Source organism: Tianweitania aestuarii (genome assembly GCF_018457165.1).
GTDB lineage: Bacteria > Pseudomonadota > Alphaproteobacteria > Rhizobiales > Rhizobiaceae > Tianweitania > Tianweitania aestuarii.
The window spans coordinates 405647-425798 of sequence record NZ_JAFMNX010000001.1 but is presented as its reverse complement, the minus strand read 5'-3'; the positions used below and the strand labels follow the sequence as shown (position 1 = coordinate 425798).

General features: G+C 61.4%; 16 protein-coding genes. 12 read left to right on the top strand and 4 right to left on the bottom strand.

The window, feature by feature from the left end; translation table 11 throughout:
* The first annotated feature begins 174 nt into the window (after window positions 1-174).
* The 3 genes from JYU29_RS02020 to JYU29_RS02010 are packed head-to-tail and all read left to right on the top strand — an operon-like array spanning window position 175 to window position 3403.
* Window positions 175-1680 carry a hypothetical protein gene (locus tag JYU29_RS02020; RefSeq protein ID WP_213983098.1) on the top strand — a complete coding sequence of 502 codons (1506 nt, stop codon included), beginning with the start codon at window positions 175-177 and terminating at the stop codon, window positions 1678-1680.
* Window positions 1677-2366, top strand: coding sequence for a class I SAM-dependent methyltransferase (locus tag JYU29_RS02015; RefSeq protein WP_213983097.1), 690 nt, complete (start codon window positions 1677-1679; stop codon window positions 2364-2366). The genes JYU29_RS02020 and JYU29_RS02015 overlap by 4 nt, the downstream gene beginning before the upstream one ends.
* Window positions 2366-3403: a glycosyltransferase family 4 protein gene (locus JYU29_RS02010; RefSeq protein WP_213983096.1), complete on the top strand. Its 1038-nt coding sequence runs from the start codon at window positions 2366-2368 to the stop codon at window positions 3401-3403. The genes JYU29_RS02015 and JYU29_RS02010 overlap by 1 nt, the downstream gene beginning before the upstream one ends.
* Here JYU29_RS02010 and JYU29_RS02005 read toward each other — a convergent pair.
* Window positions 3362-4888, bottom strand: a complete 1527-nt coding sequence (locus JYU29_RS02005) for a polysaccharide biosynthesis protein (protein WP_213983095.1) — start codon at window positions 4886-4888, stop codon at window positions 3362-3364. The two genes, JYU29_RS02010 and JYU29_RS02005, sit on opposite strands and share 42 nt — an antisense overlap.
* A gap of 219 nt (window positions 4889-5107) precedes the next feature.
* On the opposite strand from JYU29_RS02005, the gene JYU29_RS02000 reads away from it, so the two are divergent.
* The 4 genes from JYU29_RS02000 to JYU29_RS01985 all read left to right on the top strand — a co-directional run bounded on the left by JYU29_RS02000 (window position 5108) and on the right by JYU29_RS01985 (window position 11291).
* Complete coding sequence (locus JYU29_RS02000) at window positions 5108-7210, top strand: bi-domain-containing oxidoreductase (protein WP_250157146.1); 2103 nt, start codon at window positions 5108-5110, stop codon at window positions 7208-7210.
* Between the two features lie 3 nt (window positions 7211-7213).
* On the top strand, window positions 7214-8311 hold the full coding sequence (wecB, locus tag JYU29_RS01995) for a non-hydrolyzing UDP-N-acetylglucosamine 2-epimerase (RefSeq protein ID WP_213983094.1): 1098 nt from the start codon (window positions 7214-7216) through the stop codon (window positions 8309-8311).
* A gap of 167 nt (window positions 8312-8478) precedes the next feature.
* Complete coding sequence (locus JYU29_RS01990) at window positions 8479-9945, top strand: heparinase II/III family protein (RefSeq protein WP_250157145.1); 1467 nt, start codon at window positions 8479-8481, stop codon at window positions 9943-9945.
* A 92-nt stretch (window positions 9946-10037) separates the two neighbouring features.
* Window positions 10038-11291, top strand: a complete 1254-nt coding sequence (locus JYU29_RS01985; protein WP_213983092.1) for a glycosyltransferase family 4 protein — start codon at window positions 10038-10040, stop codon at window positions 11289-11291.
* 26 nt (window positions 11292-11317) lie between these two features.
* Here JYU29_RS01985 and JYU29_RS01980 read toward each other — a convergent pair whose 3' ends face one another.
* Complete coding sequence (locus JYU29_RS01980) at window positions 11318-12490, bottom strand: sensor histidine kinase (protein ID WP_250157144.1); 1173 nt, start codon at window positions 12488-12490, stop codon at window positions 11318-11320.
* A 99-nt stretch (window positions 12491-12589) separates the two neighbouring features.
* Window positions 12590-12865, bottom strand: a complete 276-nt coding sequence (locus tag JYU29_RS01975; protein WP_213983091.1) for an HNH endonuclease — start codon at window positions 12863-12865, stop codon at window positions 12590-12592.
* A gap of 291 nt (window positions 12866-13156) precedes the next feature.
* On the opposite strand from JYU29_RS01975, the gene JYU29_RS01970 reads away from it, so the two are divergent.
* The 5 genes from JYU29_RS01970 (at window position 13157) to JYU29_RS01950 (ending at window position 18529) form a co-directional block, all read left to right on the top strand.
* Window positions 13157-13975, top strand: a complete 819-nt coding sequence (locus JYU29_RS01970; protein WP_213983090.1) for a MarR family transcriptional regulator — start codon at window positions 13157-13159, stop codon at window positions 13973-13975.
* A gap of 43 nt (window positions 13976-14018) precedes the next feature.
* Window positions 14019-15302: an ABC transporter substrate-binding protein gene (locus JYU29_RS01965; RefSeq protein ID WP_250157143.1), complete on the top strand. Its 1284-nt coding sequence runs from the start codon at window positions 14019-14021 to the stop codon at window positions 15300-15302.
* 64 nt (window positions 15303-15366) lie between these two features.
* On the top strand, window positions 15367-16251 hold the full coding sequence (locus JYU29_RS01960; protein WP_213983089.1) for a carbohydrate ABC transporter permease: 885 nt from the start codon (window positions 15367-15369) through the stop codon (window positions 16249-16251).
* Window positions 16244-17074 (top strand): carbohydrate ABC transporter permease, encoded by an 831-nt coding sequence (locus tag JYU29_RS01955; protein ID WP_213983088.1) that lies wholly within the window; start codon window positions 16244-16246, stop codon window positions 17072-17074. The genes JYU29_RS01960 and JYU29_RS01955 overlap by 8 nt, the downstream gene beginning before the upstream one ends.
* A gap of 6 nt (window positions 17075-17080) precedes the next feature.
* The gene (locus JYU29_RS01950) at window positions 17081-18529 is read left to right on the top strand and encodes a sulfatase family protein (protein ID WP_213983087.1); all 1449 of its coding nucleotides are present in this window, start codon (window positions 17081-17083) and stop codon (window positions 18527-18529) included.
* Between the two features lie 171 nt (window positions 18530-18700).
* Here the strand turns inward: JYU29_RS01950 and JYU29_RS01945 are convergent, their stop codons facing one another.
* The gene (locus JYU29_RS01945; RefSeq protein ID WP_213983086.1) at window positions 18701-20020 is read right to left on the bottom strand and encodes a short-chain fatty acid transporter; all 1320 of its coding nucleotides are present in this window, start codon (window positions 20018-20020) and stop codon (window positions 18701-18703) included.
* Window positions 20021-20152 lie beyond the last annotated feature (132 nt).

Here is a 20152-nt window from a genome sequence, read left to right as displayed (position 1 = left end):
TCGGTTGTCCTGCAGCTGCTTTGCCTCAAGCATGGGTGCAGGTTGGACCCCCGTGGATAGAATTTCGTCGAAAGCACGCGGACGCGGCGTTCTAAGAGACATCCATCCACTTAATCTTCAGCCACGCTCCGCGGACGACGGTTGATCTGTCGCTGTACTTGCGGCAGGATAATCATGACCTTTCGATGGACCCAGATGACTGCCGCATCCGCTTCCCCTTTGCGCATCGCGGCGTCCGAGGTTCAGCCCTGGGAGTTGTGGGCGCTTGCCGGGCTCCTTGGCTTCGCGCTTTTCGTGGGTTTGCTGGATGACACCGGCGCCGCTTTCCACGCCACCATCATCGTTCCGCTCGGGCTTGCCAGCGTCTTGAGCGCCGGCGCAATCCATGCCGTTCAGCGCGAGCCGCTGGCTCTTTGGACCGGTTTGTTCTGGATGCGCTTGTCCACGGCCGTTTACTTCGGTATCGGCTCCCTTGCGCACCGGTTCATGAACGAAATCATGCTGACCATGCTGCGCGATTTCTTTGCCGCATCGGATGCCGAGATTGCCCGGTTCAACCTGCTCGCGACCATGTGCAGTCTGGTGATCCTCGGCACCGTTGCCTTCGCCAGTCAGCTTTGGCCGCAGCGTTCTTGCGAGCCACAAAAGGGTGACGACCGGCTGATGCTGGCTGCCGCTTTCCTGTTCGGCCTTCCGGGCTTTGCCACCAAATATCTCGTGATCTTTCCCAATGCGATGGGCGCCTTCGGCGAGAACGCGGTGTTGCCGGGCGTGCTGACCCAACTCGTCTGGCTGGCCCCCGTTTCCATCTTTCTTCTCGTCAGCTGGACCCTGCGGCATCGGCCGGGCTGGATCATCCCACTCGCTGGCCTCGTATTACTGGATGCCTTTTTCGGCTTCCTGCGCTTCAGCAAGGGCGAGGCGCTGTTGCCCATTCTCATGCTCGTGCTGGCCGTCCTGCAGCATCGCTTCACCTTCAAGCGTGCGGCACTCGCCGTTGTGCTCCTGGCCGCCCTTTTTCCCGTTCTGCAATCCGTGACGGCAGCGGGACGGGCAGAGCTCATCGCGCGTTACGGCACGATCCGCAGCGCATCTTTTGGAGAACGGCTGGCGATCCTGAGCGGCGTTCTGGCCGATCCCCGTGACGACGATCAGGCCGAGTTCCAGGGCGCCTTGGTGCGCATCGCCTATGTTCATGCCGCAGCACCTGCGATGGCAATGTATGATGCCGGGCAACCCGGCAATTCCCTGAGCTATGTCCCCCTCGTTTTCATCCCGCGCCTTCTCTGGCCCGACAAACCGCTTTTCGACATGGGCCAGTCCTATACCGAGCTGCTGACCGGTTCCGACACGTCCTCGACCTGGATGGGCTACTTCGCCGAAGCCTATTGGAACCTCGGCTGGCTCGGCGTGCCTGTTGTCATGATCCCGCTCGGCCTGATCTTCTTCGCCACCGGCCGCTACACGCTCTGGACCTTGCGCAACGGTGAGTGGCTGCATTTTCCGGCCGTTTTCCTCGGCCTTTACATGGGCGCGCGCATGGACGGTTTGATTGCCGGCGATGTGGTGGCCAGTACACTCACCATCCTGCTCGTTTATGCCGTCGCCCGCATCGCCACGCCTTTGGTTTGCGACCTGGTCGGCTCGAGCCCTGCACCTCTTTCCCGAGCCATCCAATGAGCGACGCCATAGCCTGGCATACAACGATCGCCCGCAGCTTCGCCGATCGCTACCGGCATTCCCCCGCTTTTCGCGAGCGCGAAGCCGTCTGGCGCGATTTGATCGCGCGCTACACCAAGCCGGGCGGCCATGCGCTCGATGCGGGATGCGGCAGTGGCGTCATGGCCGCTTTGGCTGCGGACCGGGGCGCGCATGTACTTGCCTTCGATGCCAGTCCCGCCATGCTGAATTTGGCCGCGGAGAGCCTGCACGGACAAACGGCAGGCAAGGTCGAGCTGCAACTTGCTGAGATGGGCGATCCGACCCTTCTGCAAGAACGCTCTTTTGATCTCATCCTTTGCTCCAGCGTGATGGAATATCTGGATGACTGGTGGGCGGCCTTCGATTGGCTGGCAGCATCCCTCGCGCCATCAGGCACGATCCTGTTGTCCATGCCCAACGGTCAAAGTCTTTATCGCCGCACCGAACGCACCATGTTCCGCCTCACCGGCCGCCCCGCTTATTATCGCCACGTCCGCGCCGTGCCGCGCTTGGTGGATATCGAGCACGGTCTGCGCCAGCGCGGTTTTTGTTTGAACGAGCACCGCTTCTATGCCCGCGCGCCGGTTCTATCGCCCATCCTGCGCGCCCTTGGTCTTGAACGTTACAGCGACACGCTTTTCGTTGTCGCCGCCCGGCGGATCTGATGGCGCGCATCCTCCTCGGTACGGCAACGCTTGCACCGGGCGGCGGCATCGCCCAGGTTTCGCGCGTATCGGCGCAAATCCTGCGCGACGCCGGTCATCAGGTCAGGATCATCAGCTATCTCGACGCTGATGCACCATCGGGAAACAGCGCAGCCGACGGTTCCAAGCTTCGCTTCGTGGCAGCCATCCAGCGCGCGGCGATCCAGGCCGATCTCTGCCTCTACGACAGCGCCGGTTTGGCACGCGCCCATCCCTGCTGGCTCAAACGCCCGTCCGTGATCTGGATGCATGGAACCGAAGTGTGGGATGCGCTGAAGCCGCCTGCGCTGCGTGCCCTTCACCGCGCAAGACGCGCCATCGTTGTGTCGCAAAACACGTTGTCGCGCCATGAAGCGCTGCATGGTCCGCTGCCGCACGCCCGCATCTGTCCGCTCGCTACCGAAACCGATGAACCCGCGCCAGCAATCGACCGCGAAAACGGGCCGCTCAACGTGCTGATCGTCGGCCGCATCGACGCTGCCGAGAACTACAAGGGCCATGATGCGCTGATCGAAGCCTGGCCCGCCGTGATTGCCGCCGTGCCGGATGCCCATCTGGTCGTCGCCGGCGGCGGTTCAGGCGTTCCCGTCCTGCGCAGCCTCGCCGCCGCATCTCCAGCTGCGGCATCGATCGACATTCGTGGCTTCGTCGCCGACGCCGACCTGGCCGCACTCTGGCGCGACGCTTCCATCTTCGCCATGCCCAGCCGCGGCGAAGGCTTCGGCCTCGTTTACATCGAAGCCATGCGCCAGGGCCTTCCCGTGATCGCTTCGATCCATGACGGCGCGAAGGAGGTCAACATCAACGACGAAACCGGCTTCAATGTCGACCTCGATCGCCCAGGCGAACTCGCGCAGCGCTTGATCACCCTTTTGTCCGACCCGGCCTTACGCCGGCGCATGGGCGAAGCGGGGCGCCAACGCTGGCACGCCCACTACCGCCCATCCCGCCTGCGCTCACGCTTCCTGCCTTTGATCGAAGATCTTCTGCAGCCCTGAAGCCTGCCAGATGCGGGAACGCACTTGCATGGGCATAGCCAGCAGCAAAGGCGGCAGAGCACCCAGCAGGCTCCAGATGATCAAGGCAATCAGCATCTGCAGGATGTCCGCAAGCCCGATCAGCTGGATCACCGCCGCACCGATGATGAGGCACCACAACACGCTCGCACTCAGGCCCATGCCGCAGGTCAGCCAGTAACGGCTCGGCACAGCGAGGAACCGCCCTGCAAGCCAGGGCAAGACCATTCCCATCCCCAGTATCTCGCCGATAGCCAATCCGGCCGCCACACCCGCAGCGCCGAATGGTTGAACGAACACGGCTGCGAGACCCAATCCGGACACGAGCTGCACCGTCCATGCGGCCGCATTGGGCTTGGCGCGATTGGTGAAAGCGAGCAGCTTTGCGATGGGTGCGGCAGGCGCAGCCACCCAGCTGCCAAGCACCAGCCAAGCCAGTACGAACGGGTCGTAAGCGGCTTGATCGCCGGTCCAGCGAGCCAATAGTGGCGCTCCGAACACCCACACCGCCGCACCAAACACACCAGCCATAACCGAAAGCAGCCGCCCGGCTTGTGCGATCGGCTGCATCACAGTTTCGGACGCCGTATGCATCTGCCCGGCAAGTTCAACGCCAAGTGCGATGGACAGCATCGTGGCAAGCTGACGTGCAAAGCCGACCAGCGTGCGCACCAGCACAAATCCCACGAGTGACGCGCCGCTTATTCCAGCCAGCCCGAGAAGCAGGATCGGTGTTTGCAGCCAAAGCACCGGTGCACATTGTTCGAGGGCAAGCCACCGCGCATTGCGCCAGGCGTCCCGCCACTCGCGCCCGAGCGGCCATGCCGGCACAAACCGCAGTTCGGGAAAGCATCGCTTCAGATCCCAGAGCATAAGCCCGATGCCGAACAGCACTTGGCAAACAAGGTAAGCGCCTGCCAACGCAATCGGTCCGCCCCCTGCGAATGCGACAAGCGCTGTTGCGAACAGCAAAGCCAGCGTACCTATCAGCGTAACGATCATGCCACGCGCATAGTGGCCGTGTCCCCGATAAAGCTGCGACAAGCTTCCCCGCACCACTGCGAGAATGCTGAAGGCTGCAAGCAGCAGAAAGATCAGCCTGGCTTCGTTCTCGCTCAGACCCGTCGAGTGCCCTGGCAGATCCGCTGCGGCTAGAAAAACCAAAGCCGCCCCAAACAGAACGAGCGCCTGCATTGCAGCCATGCCGAGCGCCACGCGCAGCATTCGAGCAAAGCCATTTGGGTCACCAAGCGACGCCGCCCGCTGCCACACATTGCCATAATAGATATTGAGGCCGAGCTCGCCCAGCTGCAGCAAACCGGCTGCGGACAAGAGCACCACCCAGTCCGAATAGAGCGTTGCTCCCCATTGATGGAGCAACAACCCAACCACGACGAAGCGGTCGAGAAAGGTCACGGCCAGCGCAAGGATCTGAACGCCGAGGTTGCGGCCGATCTTGCTCAGCAAGGTAGAAGACCCAATGCACTCTCCATCATGCTCATGAGAATCCGGCTACGAAAGTCTATTCGCAGGCAAGTTAAAACTGCTCAACAGCGGCGAAATTTTGCTACCGCCCAAGCATCATCAGAAACCTAGACACTTCGTCTTACTTGATGCATCCCCGCGTTGCATATAGTGACTTCCTCATAGTTGCTGGGGATGGGTCGGGGGGCCACGATCGCTCGCATGAGGGTGGTGCTTCAACATCTCGGCAATGGCCGAACGGAGGTTGCCGAGGCGGCCGCGCCCAAGTGCGGGCCGCATCAGGTTCTGGTGCGCACATCGCGCACGCTGGTCTCGGCGGGCACCGAGCGCATGCTGCTTCAGTTCGGCAAAGCCAGCCTCCTCAACAAGGCGCGATCGCAGCCCGAGCGCGTCCGCCAGGTTCTGCAAAAAGCCCGTGTAGATGGTGTTCTACCGACGCTATCGGCCGTGCGCGCCAAGCTCGATCAGCCGCTGGCGCTCGGTTACTGCAATGTCGGCACAGTCATGGAAGCCGGATCTGGTGTCAGCGATTTCCGCCGAGGCGACCGCATCGCTTCCAATGGCGGTCATGCCGGCATCGTGGCTGTTTCTGCCAACCTTAGCGCCAAGGTGCCGGATGGCGTTGCCGATGAATCTGCGGCCTTCACCGTGTTGGGTGCCATCGCCTTGCAAGGCATCCGGCTGGCGGAGCCCACACTTGGCGAGAGCATTGCGGTGATCGGTCTCGGCCTGATCGGGCTTCTGACGGTGCAGCTCCTGCGCGCCCAGGGCTGCCGCGTTCTCGGCCTTGATCCCGATCCCGAGCGCCTGGCGCTTGCCCGCAGCTTCGGTGCCGAGGTCATCGATCTCGTCTCAGGCGGCGACCCGCTGCGCGAAGCCCTGCGCTTTTCGCGCGGACGCGGCGTCGATGCCGTCATCATTGCCGTGTCCACCGAAGACAGCGCGCCGGTACGCCAAGCCGCCGCCATGTGCCGCAAGCGCGCCCGCATTGTGCTCGTCGGCGTCACGGGACTGCAGCTGTCGCGGGCGGACTTCTACGAAAAGGAGCTGTCCTTCCAGGTGTCCTGCTCCTACGGACCGGGCCGTTATGATCCCGCCTACGAAACGCACGGACAGGATTACCCAGCCGGCTTCGTCCGCTGGACCGCGCAACGCAACTTTGAAGCCGTGCTCGACATGATGGCGGATGGCCGGATCGATGTTGCGCCGCTGATCTCGCATCGCTTCCCCATCGCCGAGGCCGAACGGGCCTACCAGCTGCTCGACAGCGACACGCCCACGCTTGGCGTGCTGCTCGATTTTGGCGAAGACAATCCGACCGCATTTTCCGCCCCGGCTATTCTGCACCCCCTCCCCACACCCACCACCGGAGCACCGCGCGTCGGCATCATCGGTGCCGGCGCTTATGCAACAAGCACCCTCCTGCCTGCCCTGCAAAAAGCCGGCGCGCGCCTGGACATGGTCGCATCCAACAGCGGCATCAGCGGTCTGCATGTTCAGCGCAAATTCGCCATCGGACGCGCTACCACCGACGCGCATGCCCTGATCAACGATCCCCAGATCGACGCTGTGGTGATCGCCACGCGCCATTCCAGCCATGCCGCCTTGACCTGCGCTGCCTTAAGCGCGGGAAAACACGTGTTCGTGGAAAAACCGCTGGCGCTGGACCATGCCGAACTCTCGCAAATCAAAGACAGCTGGCAGAACAGTCGTTCGCTCGAGCGCCATCCCTTGCTCACTGTGGGCTTCAACCGCCGTTTCGCGCCCCATGTCGTTGCGCTCAAAAAGGCACTCGCAGCGCGCTCCGAACCGGCGGCCTTCATCATGACCGTGAATGCCGGTGCGCTTCCCAGAGATCATTGGACGCAAAGCGGAGACGAAGGCGGCCGGATCATCGGCGAAGCCTGTCATTTCGTGGATCTGCTGCGTCATCTGGCCGGCAGTTCGATCAGCCAGGCGGTGGCGAGCGGGCGCGGCGATACCGCACATCTGCAACTTGCCTTCCAAAACGGCGCCACCGGCACGATCCATTACCTTGCCAATGGTGCGCGCGCCTTTCCCAAGGAACGGCTCGAAGTGTTCTGCGGCGGCTCGATCCTGGTGCTCGACAACTTCCGCAGGCTGGTTGCGCACAACTGGCGCGGCATCAAGCCGATGCGCTTGTGGCGGCAGGACAAAGGGCAGATGGCTTGCGTCCACGCCTTCGTGACTGCGGCGGAAACGGGCAGCCCTGCGCCCATCCCGTTTGAAGAGCTAATCGACGTCAGCGCGGTCACGATCGACCTTGCAGCCCAGCTTCGCTGATCCATGCCGCTGATCGACATCATTGCCGGTGCCCGGCCGAACTTCGTGAAGATTGCGCCGATCATTCAAGCGTTGGAGACGCATCGCGCAGCCGGCGGCCCCTTGCGCTATCGCCTCGTTCATACCGGCCAGCATTACGATGCCGCGCTGTCGCAAAGCTTCTTCGACGAACTTGGCCTGCCCGATCCGGACATCAATCTGGGTGCCGGACCCGGCACGCCGGCCGAGCAGACGGGTGCGATCATGATCGGCTATGAGACGCTGCTGGGTCAGGCGCCGAGCGACTGTTGTCTCGTCGTGGGCGACGTCACCTCCACCATCGCCTGCGCACTCACTGCGCGCAAAGCCGGCATTCCCGTCGGCCATGTCGAAGGCGGCATCCGGTCGGGCGACTGGACCATGCCGGAAGAAAACAACCGGCTGGCGACCGACGCCATCACCAACTGGTTCTTCACCACCAGCGAGCACGCCAACGAAAACCTTATTGCCAGCGGCGTGGCATCGGAGCGGATCATCTTCGTCGGCAACACGATGATCGACACGCTTCTGGTTAATCTCGACCGGCTGACATCGCCGCCTTTCTGGCACAGTCTCAATCTGGCGCCGCAAAACTATGTCGTGCTGACCCTGCACAGGCCGCCCAACGTGGATGATCCCCGCGCGCTTAGCGCGTTGCTCGATCAGATCGCCACGGCCACGCGCGGTTTGCCGGTGATCTTCCCCGTTCATCCCCGCACGAAGCGGATGCTGGCGGCCATCGACACGCTGCCAGCCAGCATCCATGCCGTCGCACCGCAACCTTACCTCGCGTTCAACTGTTTGGTGCGGCACGCCAAGGCCGTGATAACGGATTCCGGTGGCGTCACCGAAGAAGCGACGGTTCTGCATGTCCCCTGCATGACCCTGCGCACCACCACCGAACGTCCGGAAACGGTGACGATCGGCACCAATGAAGTGCTGGGCACCGATCCTGCCCGCTTGATCGAAGCGCTTGATCGCCTGTTCGCGGGGCGATGGAAGACCGGCGCCATTCCGCCACTCTGGGACGGACAGGCCGGCCAGCGCATCGTTTCGGCCCTCGCCCGCTTGCTGGCCCCTTGATGCACACACCCGGCCTTTATTGGCGCACGATCCGGCATCTCACAGCGCGACAGATTTTTGGCCGCGTCTGGTTTCGCCTTTACCGGCCGCGACCCGACCTGCGCCCAGCCCCACCCTTGCGTGTCCCGGTCGGTGTTTGGCGGAACCCGGCTCAGCGGTTGCCAGCCATGACCGGTCCGAGCGCCTTCACCTTTCTCAACGAAGGCGGCCTGCTCGACCCCCACCAAGCGGATGGCGGCTGGGATGACCCCGCACGCTCGAAGCTGTGGCGCTATAACCTTCACTACTTCGACGATCTGAACGCAGAACACGCGGATGCGCGGCGGGACTGGCATCTGGCTCTGATCCGTGACTGGATCAGACATAATCCGCCCGGCCAGGGCACCGGCTGGGAGCCGTTTCCGACATCCTTGCGCATCGTCAACTGGATCAAGGCAGCGCTTGGCGGCTTCGCCTTGCCGGCCGACGCCCTTGTTAGCCTCGCCATTCAGACGCGCTGGCTTTCGCGCCAAGTCGAGCATCACCTGTCCGGCAATCATCTCCTCGCCAACGCCAAAGCCCTGTGCTTTGCCGGTGTCTTCTTCCAAAGCGCGGAAGCCGATGGCTGGTTCAAGCAAGGCCGCCAAATCCTGCAGCGCCAATTGCCCGCCCAGATCCTGCCTGATGGCGGTCATTACGAACTCAGCCCTATGTATCATGCCCTCGTGCTGGAGGATCTGCTCGACCTCGCCAACCTCACGCGCTGCTTCGGCGCGGATGACGCCTTGCGCAGACAGATTGAAGCGCGGATTGGTCCCATGTGCGCATGGCTCAAAGCGCTCGGCCATCCCGATGGCGACATCGCCTTCTTCAACGATGCCGTACTCGGCATCGCACCCGCGCCGACAGCGCTGAACGCTTATGCGGAGCGTCTTGGCTTCGGTTCGGCTGCAACCACCCCCACCGGCGTGACGCATCTCAAGCAGAGCGGCTACCTTCGCGTCGCGCGCGGTTCAGCCGTTCTGTTGATCGACGCCGCGAAGGTCGGGCCTGAGCATCAGCCGGGTCATGCCCATGCCGACACGCTTTCCTTCGAACTCTCGCTCGATAACAAGCGCGTGCTGGTTAATAGCGGCACGTCCGAATACGGCACCGGTCCCGAGCGGCTGCGCCAGCGCGGCACGGCTGCGCACAACACGTTGACGATCAATGGCCGCAACTCGTCCGAGGTATGGTCGGGCTTTCGGGTTGGTCGGCGCGCTTATCCGCGCGATCTGCATATCGTCCAAGGCGAGCACGACACCTATGTCACCGCCTCGCACGACGGCTATCGCTTCCTGCCCGGCAGTCCCCTGCATCACCGCCGCTGGCGTCTTGGTGCCGGAATGCTGACCATCCAGGACGGGGTCTCAGGCCCATTACAGCAAACTGAAGCGCGCTACCACTTCGCGCCCGGCATTCAGCTGCACGGGCACGACAAGTGCGGCTTCGCCGAACAAGATGGCTGCCTCCTTTTGCGATGGGAGGCAGTGGAAGGCTGTGCGCGCATCGAACAGTACACGCATCATCCCCGCTTCGGCGTATCGCTGCCCGCCCAGTGCCTCACCCTCGCTTGCGCCACCAACCGGGCCACGCTGCGTCTCATCTTTGCTTGAGGATGAACATGGCTCTTGTAAAATTCGGCATGCTTGTCACAGTACGCTGGTAAGTAGTTTCAGAGTATTTTGCGTAAAGGGCGTCGTGCGACATGCACATCCTGCTTCTCACAGACAATTTCATGCCCGAGGTGAATGCGCCTGCCAGTCGCAGTTTTGAACATTGTCGAGAATGGGCGAAATCCGGTCACCAGGTCACGGTCATCACCGGTGTTCCGAACTTTCCGCGCGGCGAAGTCTTTCCCGGCTACCGAAATCACCTTTGGCAGACGGAAATCATAGACGGTATTCGCGTCATACGCGTCTGGACCTTTATCTGCGCCAATCAGGGCTTCCTTTTTCGCACCCTTGATTTCTTCAGCTTCATGATCACGGCCTTTCTTGCTTCCTTCTTTGTTCGCAAGATCCACGTTGTCGTGGGAACATCGCCGCAATTCTTTACCGTGTGTGCTGCCTGGATGGTCAGCGCGTTGCGCCGCGTGCCTTTTGTGTTCGAGCTGCGCGATCTGTGGCCGCACTCCATTCAGGTTGTCGGCGCCATGAAGAACAAGTTCGTGCTCAGGGCGCTCAGCCGCGTCGAGCTGTTCTTGTATCACCGCGCCGCGCTGATCGTTGCCGTCACCCATTCCTTCAAGCGCATCCTGACGGCTCGCGGCGTTGATCCCGCCAAGATCGCGGTGGTGACGAACGGTGTCGATCTCCACCGCTTCGAGCCAGCGCAGAAAGATCCGCAATTCGAAGCCAGGCTTGGTCTCGCCACCTGTTTCGTCGCCGGATACATCGGCACGCATGGCCGGGCGCATGGATTGGACACCGTTCTCGATGCAGCCCGTCTTTTGCAGAAGCGCGGCGAGAACGATGTCCGCATTCTGATGCTGGGCGATGGCGAGGAAAAGGCCGCCCTGCAGCGTCGCGCGCAAGCCGAAGGCCTGCACAACATCCTGTTCCTCGACACCGTGCCCAAGGATCAGGTCAGCCGCTACTGGTCATTGCTCGATTGTTCGCTCATCCACTTGCGCCGCGATCCGCTGTTTCGGTCGGTCATCCCGTCGAAACTGTTTGAGGCCATGGCAACCGGCATCCCGGTTGTGCTGGGTGTCGAAGGCGAAGCGGCTGATATCGTCACGCGTTATAAGGTCGGCGTCACGGTCCCGCCGGAAGCCCCACAGATCCTCACTGACGCCATCCTGCGCTTACGCGACGATCCGGCCTGGCGCATGACGATGGCCGAGAATGGCGCCGGCGCGGCGCGGCGGTTCAGCCGCCCTGTTTTGGCGCTGTCCATGTTGCAGGCCATGGAAGGGATCGTACAGAACGACTGTCTTTCCGAAACCGAGATGAACTGACCCGCGTCTTCGACGAGCCGCCCTCCTCACGCGTGTGGCGGAACAGGGTGCTCGTTGTCGTCCTGCGTGTCGAGAACGCTCAGCAGCGGCGTACGCAGGCGCCAGGTGACACGGCCATCCGCGCGTTCCATCGTGGCCGAGCCGCCGAGCGACTGCGGTGCGACCCGCAGCAGAACCACGGAGCCGAAGCCGCGGCGTTGCGTGGTCTGGCTCGGTTCCGTTTGCAGGTCGGGAACGGCTTCATCCCAGGAGAGCGCAAACATCTCCTCACCGGCATCATCCCGCTCAACCGTCCAGCTCACAGATACCTGGCCATTCTCACCCGACAAAGCACCATATTTCGCCGAGTTCGTTCCAAGTTCGTGAAAAGCCATGCCAAGGTTCTGGACGGCATTCGGCCGCAACAGCACCGGCTCACCGGAAAGCTTGACCTGTTCCTCGTGACCATAAGGTTCGAGCTGATGCTGGATCAGTTCGGCCAGGCTCGCCCCCGACCATTCCGAGCTCACCAGAAGATCATGCGAGCGCGCCAGGGCCAGAATGCGGTTGCGCAAGGTGGTTTCGAACGCCTTGGGATCGGCGGTCGCCTTTGCCGTTTCGCGGATAATCGAGTTGATCACGGCGAACTGGTTCTTCACCCGGTGATTGATTTCGCGCAGCAGCAGCCGGATGCGGCGCTCGCTTTCCTTGGACGTGCTGATGTCGCGCGCGACCTTCGAAGCACCGACGATCACGCCCATCCGATCGCGTATGGGCGAGACCGTGATGGAGATATGAACAGGCGATCCATCCTTGCGGCAGCGGATCGTTTCAACGCTTTCCACCCGTTCGCCGCGCTTGATGCGGCTGATGATCTCGGTTTCCTCGTCATGAAGATTGGGCGGGATCAGCATGGTGATGGAGCGGCCGACCGCTTCCTCGGCCGTGTAGCCGAACAACCGCGTCGCAGCCGGATTCCATGTCTGAATGACGCTGTTCAAATCCTTGCTGATGATCGCATCGAACGAGGATTCGACGATCGCCGCCAGGCGTGCATCGGCCAGCGGATCCGATGTCAGCTCGACATTGTCCGGCCCTTTAACGGTGTCCGTCAAAGCCAGGTCGCCTTTGTCGCGGTCGGTTGGCCGTGCATCATCTAACCTGCCTGCCTGATCCTGTTTGCGTTGATCCATCGGAACCAGCGGAATTGCGATCATCATAGTCAATCACGCGGCATAGCCTATCCCCTTCAATGGGTTCAATGCGCTTTGTTCGCCAACAGACAAGAGATGACAGAGCGGAATGCCACGCAGAGTGCCTCACCGCGCCTTGCGGGTCGGTGCGTTGAAGTCAGGCGGCTTGTTGGCGATCCAGGCCAGAAAGCGTGCAATGGCAGGATCTTGCGCCAGGGGAACGCCGTCTTCAACCATTCGGGCAAGTTCCACATTGGAGAAGGTTGCGTGCAGGGTGCGATGGCAGATCGGGTGCACCGGCACCGTTGTTCGCCCACCCCTGCTTTTCGGGACGGGGTGGTGCAACTCCACGCGCTTGCCGAGCGGCCGCCCACAAAGCCAGCAGGTCTGCGGCGGCGGCACGTCCTCTTCCCCGCGCCCATCTCGTTCATCGTTCCAACGCGTTCTTCGAGCCATGCCACCTGTTGGATTGGAGGATTTCACTCGAGATATGGGCCGGCCTGGCCGAAAACAAAGTGCGCCTGAGATCATTCCTGCCGGATAGGTTCGATGCCTCGCCGTTTCCGCATGGAGCAGAAAGCCGGCTCGTTTGACCCGGCTCACACAGGGGAAACATCGTTCCTCCTCTGAGAATCCTCTTAACGCAGTATTCCAAATCTGCTAGTTGCGAATTCCAAATATGAAATGGACCCGATGACGCCGACGGAGCGAACCCTGCAAGTGCTGGAATATATCATGGCGGCAGGACCAGGACCGATCAAACAGGTCGACATTGCGCGTGAATGCAAAATGTCGCCGGCGACGCTGAACCGGATCATCCGGATTCTGTCCGAATGGGGTTATCTGTTTCGCACCAGCGAAAAGTATTGCGTTCGCAATTTCCGCCTCAACCGCAACGTTCCGATGTCGGAATCCTACCTTGCCGAGCTCGACCGGACGATCAAACAACTGACGGACACGCTGCAGGTCTCCGCGGAAATCGTCGTCGTCGCCGGCCATGAACTGCTTTGGCATTCCAAGACGGAGCATCCGGACCAGACGGTCTTCATTCGCGCGAATGTCGGCTTTCGCCGCAGCCTCTACGAACTGGACGCGCTGTCGCGGCTTTATCTCAGCCGTCTGGATCCCGACGAGCTCGCGACCCGGTTCTACATGGACGGCTTTTATGAAACGCATTTCCGCACCGGACGCGACATTCAGCAGCTATCCGAGGACCGTGCGCGCTCGATCATAGCCGCCGCTGCCGAAGACGACTTCGAGTTCGACCTCGAGGGCAACAATGTCGGGATCCGCCGCTGCGCAACAGTGGTCAGCGATCCCAAGAGCGGCTTCCTGCATCTGCTGGCCATTGCCGAGCCTGTTCGCCAGACCGACGATCTCGACGATCATATCGGTCGCTATCGGGAAGCGCTCAATGAAGCGCGCGACAGGCTGATGCAGATCGTCGCCAAAGAACAAACGCAGCGCCGTCGCCCGCCTGTTCATCACGCAGCGCCCGGCCGAGGCGGCTGACATTCCAAGACCCGACACCATCAAACTGGGAGGAAAAAACCAGATGTATCTCAAGACAACCCGACGCCTCATGGCGGCTGCCCTGGCCGGTGCCATGGCACTACAATCCGGCGCAGCGTTTGCGCAGGAAAAGACCCTCAAGGTTCTGCTTTTCGGCATGCCATCCACGATCGGCCTGCAGGCGCTCGCTGGCGATTTCGAGAAGGAAACCGGCATCAAGGCCGATATCGAAATCATCGGCCAGGATGTGTTCGAAAACCGCATCACCCTGTCCTTCGCAGGCCGTACCGGCGATATCGACGTGGTGCATACGCCGGCAATCCAGGTGCAGCGCTGGGTGGAAGCAGGCTGGATCAACCCGATCACCGATCAGGTCGACGCCCTTGAAGACAAGGATGACTTCCTGAAGGGGCCGCTTGAAGCCTATGCGGTCGAAGGCGACACCTACGCGCTGCCCTTCTTTGCCGAGGTCGGCCTCCTGGCCTATCGCAAGGACATTCTCGAAGCCAAGGGACAGCAGCCTCCCAAGACCTGGGACGAGATGCTGAGCGTCGCGGCCGCAATCAACACGCCCGAAACCGCAGCCATTGCCTTGCGTGCGGCTCCCGGCCAGGGCTTCAACATGTTCGTCTTTCCCGCGCTGATGTGGGCCTATGGCGGCAAGTTCTTTGCCGATTATCCGAGCGATCTCACGCCGGCCATCAACTCGCCCGAGAACCTGAAGGCGCTTCAGGTCTATATCGAACTGCTCACCAAATACGGACCGCAGGGCGTTGGCCGCTTCAACTTCCCCGAAATCGTGGCCGCCGTTCAGGGTGGTCAGGTTGCCATGACGGTTGACGGCACCTCCATCACCAGCCAGCTGGTTGACAAGGAAAAGAGCCCGGTCGCGGATAATATCGAACTGGCACTGCCGCCATCGGGCCCGGCCGGCCGTTTCCCGCCGATCGCCGTGCACGGTCTCGCTGTTCCGTCCGATGCCAAAGATCCGGAAGCCTCGTTCAAGTTCATCCAGTGGGCGACGAGCAAGGAAACCATGGCCAAGATCGCCCTCAATCAGGCCTATCCGGATTTCACCCGCGCTTCCGTCGCCAGCATTCCTGAAGTTGTGGAAAAATATTCCGGCATCCAGCCCAACTTCCTTGATCTGCGCGTCGAAGCTCTCAACGAGGCACGCGGCGATTATCGTCCGCTGATCTCGACCTGGCCCGAGATCGGTGCCGCACTTGGTGAAAACATCAATGGCGCGTTGAACGGCCTGGTGACGCCTGAAGCCGCGCTTGAGAAAGCCGATCAGGAAGTCTCGGACATCATCGACAGCCAGTAACCGTACGATCGGCCGGCCTTTCCGCTCAAGGGTAAGGCCGGCCTCTTCCTTTTCGGAGTACCCCATGGCCTCTGCGAGCGCTTCTGCTCAGTTGGAGCGCGCTTACAAGCGCATGCTCATCCCCACCTTTCTGGCGGTCGGCATCTTTGCCATTGTTCCGCTCGTCGGAATGATCGGGCTGTCGTTCACCGACTACCACCTCATTCGCGGCTTCCGCGGCGAGGTCGGATTCCAGAACTTCGTAAGGCTTTGGACCGACGGCCGGTTCATGGAGTCCATCTACGTGATGTGCGCGCTCTCCTTTATCGGCGTCGCGGTTCAGATCGTCATGGGAACGCTGGTTGCCGTCGGTCTGGAAAAGATCGTGCCGCGCTGGCGCCTGGCGCGCGGCTTCTTCGTCATTCCCTTTGCCGTGCCGGCAATCGTCACCGCGCTCGTCTGGCTGTCCCTGTTCACGCCGACGCTGTCGCCGATCAACGCCTTTTTCGCGATCTTCGGCATCCAAATTCCGGCGATCCTGACGACGCAGACAGGCGCCATCGCCGCGATCGTGATCGCCGATACCTGGACGACCTATCCCTTCGTGATGCTTTTGATCCTGGCGGCGCTGCAGGGCATTTCCACCGATCTCGATGAAGCCGCCGCAATGGATGGCGCGACCCGGATCCGGGCATTCTTCTACATCACGCTGCCGCTGCTGGTGCCTGCCTTGACCATGGTGGCGCTGTTTCGCTTCATTGAAACGCTGAAGCACTTCCCGCTGATCTTCGTTCTGACCAATGGCGGACCGGGGCGTTCGACGCAGGCGACCAATTACTACGCCTATGTGCAAACCTTCCAGAGCTCCAATGTCGGCTATGGCTCGGCCATTGCCATGTTCCTGTTCTTTTTCGCTGGCGTGATCAGTCTGTATATCGCCAAGCGCAATGCGAGACTGGCCGATGCGTGACGACTCCTTCTCCTTCAAGTTGAAGCGCGGCTTCGGCATCCTGATGATGCTGGCTTTCGCCGTGTTCGCCGTTTTCCCTATCCTGTGGGTTCTGATCCTGTCGTTCCGGCCGGCGACCCAGCTTTTCGTGCCTATCTGGGAAACCCCGTTCGAGCTGACGCTTGAGAATTACAGCGCCATCATCGGCACGAACTTTCCATTCGCCTTGTTGAACAGCGCGATCACCGCTGGCGCTTCCACGCTGCTTGCCCTGTTGCTGGGCATTCCCGCGGCCTTCGCGCTGTCGAAGAGCCGCTTGTCCGGCAAGTTCCTGGCCTCCTGGCTGCTGCTTCTCCTGCGCATGGCGCCGCCGGTCGGCTTCGTGATCCCGTTGTTCTTGATCTACATCAACAGCGGTTTGATCGACACCTATGCAGGCCTGATCTTCGCCTACATGTCGCTGACGCTGCCGCTCGTCGTGTGGTCGATGTGGACGACCTTCAACCAGATCCCCAACGAGGTCATCGAAGCGGCCCTGATGGACGGCGCGTCGATCTGGAAGACGCTGGTCAAGGTGATGATCCCGATCGCGCGTCCCGGCATCGTGGCGGCCGCGATCCTGTCCTTCCTGCTTGCCTGGAACGACTTCTTCTTCGCGCTGATCATCACCCGTTCCGAAACGGTGACGGCGCCTGTCGCGGTGATGAACTTCGTATCCTACGCCAGCGTCGACTGGGGTGCGATCGCGGTTGCCAGCATCGTGCTGACGCTTCCCGTCGTTCCCGTCATCATTCTTGCCAACAAGTACATCGTGCAGTCGCTCGGCGGCGCGGTGAAGGGATAAGCAAACATGGACACCAAGTCCCGTCCGAACATCGTTTTCATCATCACCGACCAGCAGCGCATCGATACGATCAACGCGCTGGGCTACGACTATATGGAAACACCCAACCTCGATCGTCTCGTCAAGAACGGTACGACCTTCACCAATATGTATGTGACGTCGCCGTCCTGCGCGCCGTCGCGTGCCTCGCTTTTCTCGGGTACGTATCCGCACACCAACGGCGTTTTCCGCAACGACGAGCCGTGGGTGTGGTCCTGGGTGAGCCTGCTGAACAAGGCCGGCTATCGCTGCGTGAACACGGGCAAGATGCACACGATGCCGATCGAAGGCGCCTTCGGCTTCCACGAGCGTCATGTGGTGGAAAACAAGGACCGGGCGCATCCGAACCTGCCCTTCTACCTCGATCAATGGGACAAGGCGCTGTGGACCCGCGGCGAGGAAAAGCCCTCGCGCGTCACTTATCGCCGGCGCGAGGATTATCGCGAGCGGCTCGGCGCTTTTACCTGGGAACTGCCGGAAGAGCTGCATCCCGACGTGTTCGTCACCGACCTCGCCTGCATGTGGCTCGAGCGCTATCCCGACAAGAAGGAAGAGCCATTCTTCCTGCAGGTCGGCATGCCCGGACCGCATCCACCCTATGACCCCACGGCACCTTATCTCGAGCGCTACATCGACAAGGATCTGCCGAAGGCGATCCGCGATTACGATCTCGACACCCAGGTCCAGCCGATGCGCGAACTTCGCGCCCATCATCAGGCCAACGACCATGACGCCGTCGTGCAACTCGCAGATCCGACCGACGAGCAGCTGCATGCCCAGCGCGCGCATTACTATGCCAATGTCTCGATGATCGACACGCAGGTCGGCAAGATCCTCGACAGCCTGGAAAAACGCGGCGTGCTCGACAACACGCTGATCATCTTCACCTCCGATCACGGTGATTGCCTCAACGATCACGGGCATTCGCAGAAATGGACGATGTATGAGCAAAGCGTGCGGGTGCCGGCCCTGGTGTTCGGCGCAGGCGTGAAGGCGGGCGTAAAGGTGGATGACCTCGTTTCCCTGTTCGACTTCGGTCCGACCATCCTGGAAGCCGCCGGTGTGACACCGCCGGAATGGATGGAAGCGCGTTCGCTGCAGCCTTATCTGCGCGGCGAACAGGAAGAACAGCGCGACTGCGTCTTCGCCGAGCATTCCGACGACAAGATCCTCGAACAAACCGAATATATGACGATGATCCGGCGCGACCGCTGGAAGCTCGTGCATTATGTCGATTTCGAAGAAGGGCAGTTGTACGATCTGGAAGAAGATCCCGGCGAACGCCGCAATCTGTGGTCGGACCCGGCCTGCGCGCAGATCAAGATGAGCTTGTTGAGCGACATCCTGGCCTGGCGCATCCGAAGCGACAAGATCACCCAAGGCTTCCGACGCGAAATCGCCGGGCTCGAAGCCTAAGGAGCGGTCGAGCCGGTCCAAGACAAGACCGGCGCACGGCAACGAAGCCGGATGTCGGCACGTCGATCGCCCGCCGATAAACGAATGTTGACGGGGTGAACCTTCAGATTCGCCCCGTCGAACTTGCAGGATTGATCGGCCGGCCGAAGCAGCCGGCCAGTAGCGACGGCTTCAGAACAGCCAGAAGCTGCCTCCGATGATCACGCCGGAAACGAACAGGATGATCACGCAAAAACCCATGATGTCGCGGGCTTTCAGGCCGGCGATGGCGAGTGCCGGGAGAGCCCAGAATGGCTGGATCATGTTGGTCCAGGCGTCACCCCAGGCAACGGCCAGTGCGACGCGGCCAAGATCGGCCTGAAGGGTCTGTGCGGCTTCCATCATGACGGGGCCCTGAACCGCCCACTGCCCACCACCTGATGGAACAAACACGTTGACCAAACCTGCCGCCAGGAAGGCGAGCACCGGCAAGGTGTCGGCTGTCGCGATGCTGACGAAGAAGTTGGACATGCTGGCGGTGAGGCCCGATCCCGTCATCATCCCCATGATGCCCGCATAGAACGGAAACTGGATCAGAACGGCGGCCGCCCCCTTGGTACCTTCCGAAAAAGTCTCGAGGAAGCGCCGGAGCGTGCCGTGCAAGGCGATGCCGAGGAAGATGAGGATGAAGTTGACGAGGTCCAGGTTCAAGCCACCGGTGCCGCGCCACCAGTAGATGAAGATGGCGACGAAGCCCATCGCTGCGATCAGCCACGCCACCACAGGCGAGGATTCGAACCGTTCGGCCGGACGCGTGATCGTTTCGGCCGTTTTTGCCGGTGCTTCGTTGACCACAAGCGTTTGATCAACCGTGACGGGATCCTTGATGCCGCGCATCATGGCCCAGTTCACGAGCGGCACGACCAGAAGAAGAACCGCAACCATGCCGAGATTGAGCGGCGAAAAGATCGTGCGATCGGTCGAGATCAGACCGATCTGGCCTTCAAGAAAGTGCCCGGGATTGGCGACGAGCAAGGGGATGGAGCCTGAAAAGCCGCCGTGCCACAGAAGAAAACCCGAATAAGCGCTGGCAATCAGCAGGCGATAATCGACACCAGCCACGCGTCGGGCCAGCTCGCGTCCCAGGATCGCGCCCAGAACGAGCCCAACGCCCCAGTTCAACCAGCTCGCTCCAAGCGACACGAAGCTGACAACCAGAATGGCGCTTCCAGGCGTTGTCGCGACGCTGGCGATCTTGTTGACCAGCCGCGTGAACAAGGGCGCGGACGCCACGGTAAAGCCGAGTACCAGGATCAGGGCCATCTGCATGGCGAAGCTGAGAAGGCCCCAGAAGCCGTCCTGCCAGAAGGCCAGCATGTCGAGAGGAGATTGTCCCTCGCCTACAATACCCGCCCCAAAGACGAACAACGTGATGAACACGACAATGACCAGCGGGTCGGGCAAATAGCGGTCAAAGACGTGAACAAAGAAGTTCGTCGTATTGCGCAGCATGAAAAGACCTCTTCATTTTGATGAGCATGACCATGCCCGATGCGCTGCAATGAACCAATGCTGCGGCGCGAAAAGGCAATGCTGTCCCCAGGTTTGACCGCGACCCATCTATACAGCCGGTCAAGGACCCTC